The organism is Mesorhizobium sp. M4A.F.Ca.ET.090.04.2.1 (assembly GCF_003999085.1).
Lineage (GTDB): Bacteria > Pseudomonadota > Alphaproteobacteria > Rhizobiales > Rhizobiaceae > Mesorhizobium.
Genome location: NZ_RZOT01000172.1, coordinates 1 through 2593 on the forward strand (window position 1 = coordinate 1; position 2593 = coordinate 2593).

Sequence of the window (2593 nt, forward strand, 5' to 3'; positions counted from 1 at the left end):
AGACGTAGGTCGGCCCGTCGCCAACGACCTTGCGCGCCTTCTCGATGATGGCGGGAATGCCGAGGCCGGTCACCTCCTCGGCGTGCACGACGGTCATGCCGGACTCATAGGAGAACTCCCACAGATATTCGGCCGCGCCGCGAATGCCGATCTGGATGGTGCGCGACGGATCGAGCACGCCGTCCAGCACCGCGTTGCGGAACGGTCCGCCGTGGTGGAATTTAGTCAGGTCGAACAGGCCACTGGTATCGCAGTGGGCGTCGATATGGATCATGCCGACCGGCGCCTTCTTGCCGACCGCCTTCAGGATCGGATGGCTGATCGAGTGATCGCCGCCGACCGACAGCGGGATGACGCCGGCATCGACGATCTGGTTGGCGCGGCGCTCGATGTCCTCATGGCTGGTCTCCAGCCGGTAGCGGCTCTGGAACGGCACGTCGCCGATGTCGGCGACGCGAAGTTCGTGCGTCGGCGCGCATTCCAGCACATGGTTGTAGGGGCCGATGCGTTCGATGGCGCGCAGCGCCCGCGGCCCGAAGCGCGAGCCCGGCCGGTTGGTGACGCCGAGGTCCATCGGCACGCCGATCATCGCCACCTGCAGGTCGCCGAAATCCGGATTGTCGGCGGTCACCTGGCGGTAGGGCGCGGCAAGGAAGGTCGGGATGCCGGAATAGGGCGCCAGTCTCGTGCCTGACTTGGAGAAGATCTTGTCGGCGACCTTGCGGAACTTCGGATCGAACATCTCGCCGCCATGGCCCTCGCCATACTTGCGACGCAACGCTTCGAGCTTGCCGCGATCGTAACCCATGTCGGTCTCCTCCGTCTGGCTGGCAATGAAAGCTTCGGCAACGCCTATGATGCTGACCGCCATTCAGCCGGACCGCGGTCCCGCCCTGGCTGCCTGCAGATTTTCACGTCTTGAAGATGCTCCGGCACAAAGTCTCCGGCAGCTCCATTGAAAAATCAATTGATATTGTTAGGGTGTTTGTTGTGAGAAAATCTCACAGTGCACAGGTGCACCATGGCCAAGCGTCTGCCCCCCTTGAATCCGCTGCGCGCCTTCGAGGCGACGGCGCGCCACGCCTCGCTGACCAAGGCGGCGGCGGAGCTGAATGTCACACACGGCGCCGTCAGCCACCAGATCAAGGCGCTCGAGCAGTCGCTTGGCGTCAAGCTGCTGGAGCGCGCTGGCCAGCGGGTGAGGTTGACGCCGCACGGCGCCGAGCTTTTGCCGGCGGTATCGACTGCCTTCGACGGCATTGCCGCCGCCACCCAGCGCATGACGAGGCCTGCCAGTGCCGGCAAGCTCTCCATATCCTGCGTTCCGGCGCTGCTGCTGCTGTGGATGGCGCCGCGGCTGGGCTCGTTCACCGCGCAATATCCGGACATCCAGCTCACCTTGCTTCCCTCCAACGACGCCAGGGACATCCGCGCCCCGCACATCGATGTCTGCGTGCACTATGGCGACGGCAGCTGGAGCGACTGCTGGATGCGCAAGTGGTCCGGCCTCGAACTGTTCCCGGTGGTCAGCCCGACGCTGATCAACAACCGCCCGATCCGCACCGTGCGCGATCTCGCCGATCATGTCTTCCTGCATGGCGACGACGGCCGTGAATGGCACACCTGGCTGGCCGCCGCGGATGCGCTCGATCTGGAGCGCGGCCGCCGCCACCATCTCGGTGACGCGCGCGTGGCGATCGAGGCCGCCGTTCACGGCCATGGCGTGGCGCTCGGCGATACGGTGACCGCAAGCGGGCTGCTGGCCAGGGGCCTGCTGGTTGCGCCGTTCAGCCTGTCGGTGCCGGCGGTCGACGATTTCTACGTCGTGTGCCGAAACGAGATGAAGTCGGCGCCGATCGTCCAGCTGTTCATCGACTGGCTGTTTGCCGAGAAGGAACAGGCTGACAGCCGCGCCGACGCGCCGGTCGCGGGGCGCATCGGCAGCCGCAGGAAACGCCCGGCACTGAGGGTGATCGGCGCCAGGACGGGGGCCTGACGGCTGGACCGTGACGGCTTCCTTTTTGTCGGGCCAGCCCGCAAAGCGGGAGGCGTTCCCGAAAATTCAATGCTAAGAGGCTTTGGCTAAGGCAATCCCTGGAAAGTGCGTAGCGCTTTTCCGTCCGGGATTGCGCAGACAAACGCTAGAGTGAGCAGCGAAGGCGGTAGGACGACATGGCAAAGACCGATATTGCGCGGCGCGTCTACAACCATACCTGGAAGCTGGACCCGATCGTCCGCAGCCTGCTCGATACCGATTTCTACAAGCTGCTGATGCTTCAGATGATCTGGGGCATGTACCCCAAGGTCGACGCCACCTTCTCGCTGATCAACCGCACCACCTCGGTTCGCCTCGCCGACGAGATCGACGAGCAGGAGTTGCGCGACCAGCTCGACCATGCCCGCACCCTGCGCTTCTCCAAGAAGGAGATGATCTGGCTGGGCGGCAACACCTTCTATGGCCGCAAGCAGATCTTTGAGCCGGAGTTCCTCGCCTGGCTGGAGGATTTCCAGTTGCCCGAATACGAGCTGTCCAAGCGCGACGGCCAGTACCAGCTCTCCTTCGCTGGCCCCTGGATGTACACGACGCTGTGGG

Annotated in this window: 2 protein-coding genes and 1 pseudogene; 2 read left to right on the forward strand and 1 reads right to left on the reverse strand. The window is 64.4% G+C overall.

Annotated features, from left to right (window positions below; translation table 11 throughout):
• Nucleotides 1–808, reverse strand: an 808-nt coding sequence (locus EN781_RS14285; protein ID WP_127400078.1) for an arginase family protein, incomplete at its 3' end; no start/stop codon positions are given.
• A 213-nt stretch (nt 809–1021) separates the two neighbouring features.
• On the opposite strand from EN781_RS14285, the gene gcvA reads away from it, so the two are divergent.
• Both gcvA and EN781_RS35280 read left to right on the forward strand, forming a co-directional pair.
• Nucleotides 1022–1996 carry a transcriptional regulator GcvA gene (gcvA, locus tag EN781_RS14290; protein ID WP_126057019.1) on the forward strand — a complete coding sequence of 325 codons (975 nt, stop codon included), beginning with the start codon at nt 1022–1024 and terminating at the stop codon, nt 1994–1996.
• A 176-nt stretch (nt 1997–2172) separates the two neighbouring features.
• Nucleotides 2173–2593, forward strand: a pseudogene (locus tag EN781_RS35280) (nicotinate phosphoribosyltransferase); the annotation flags it as partial.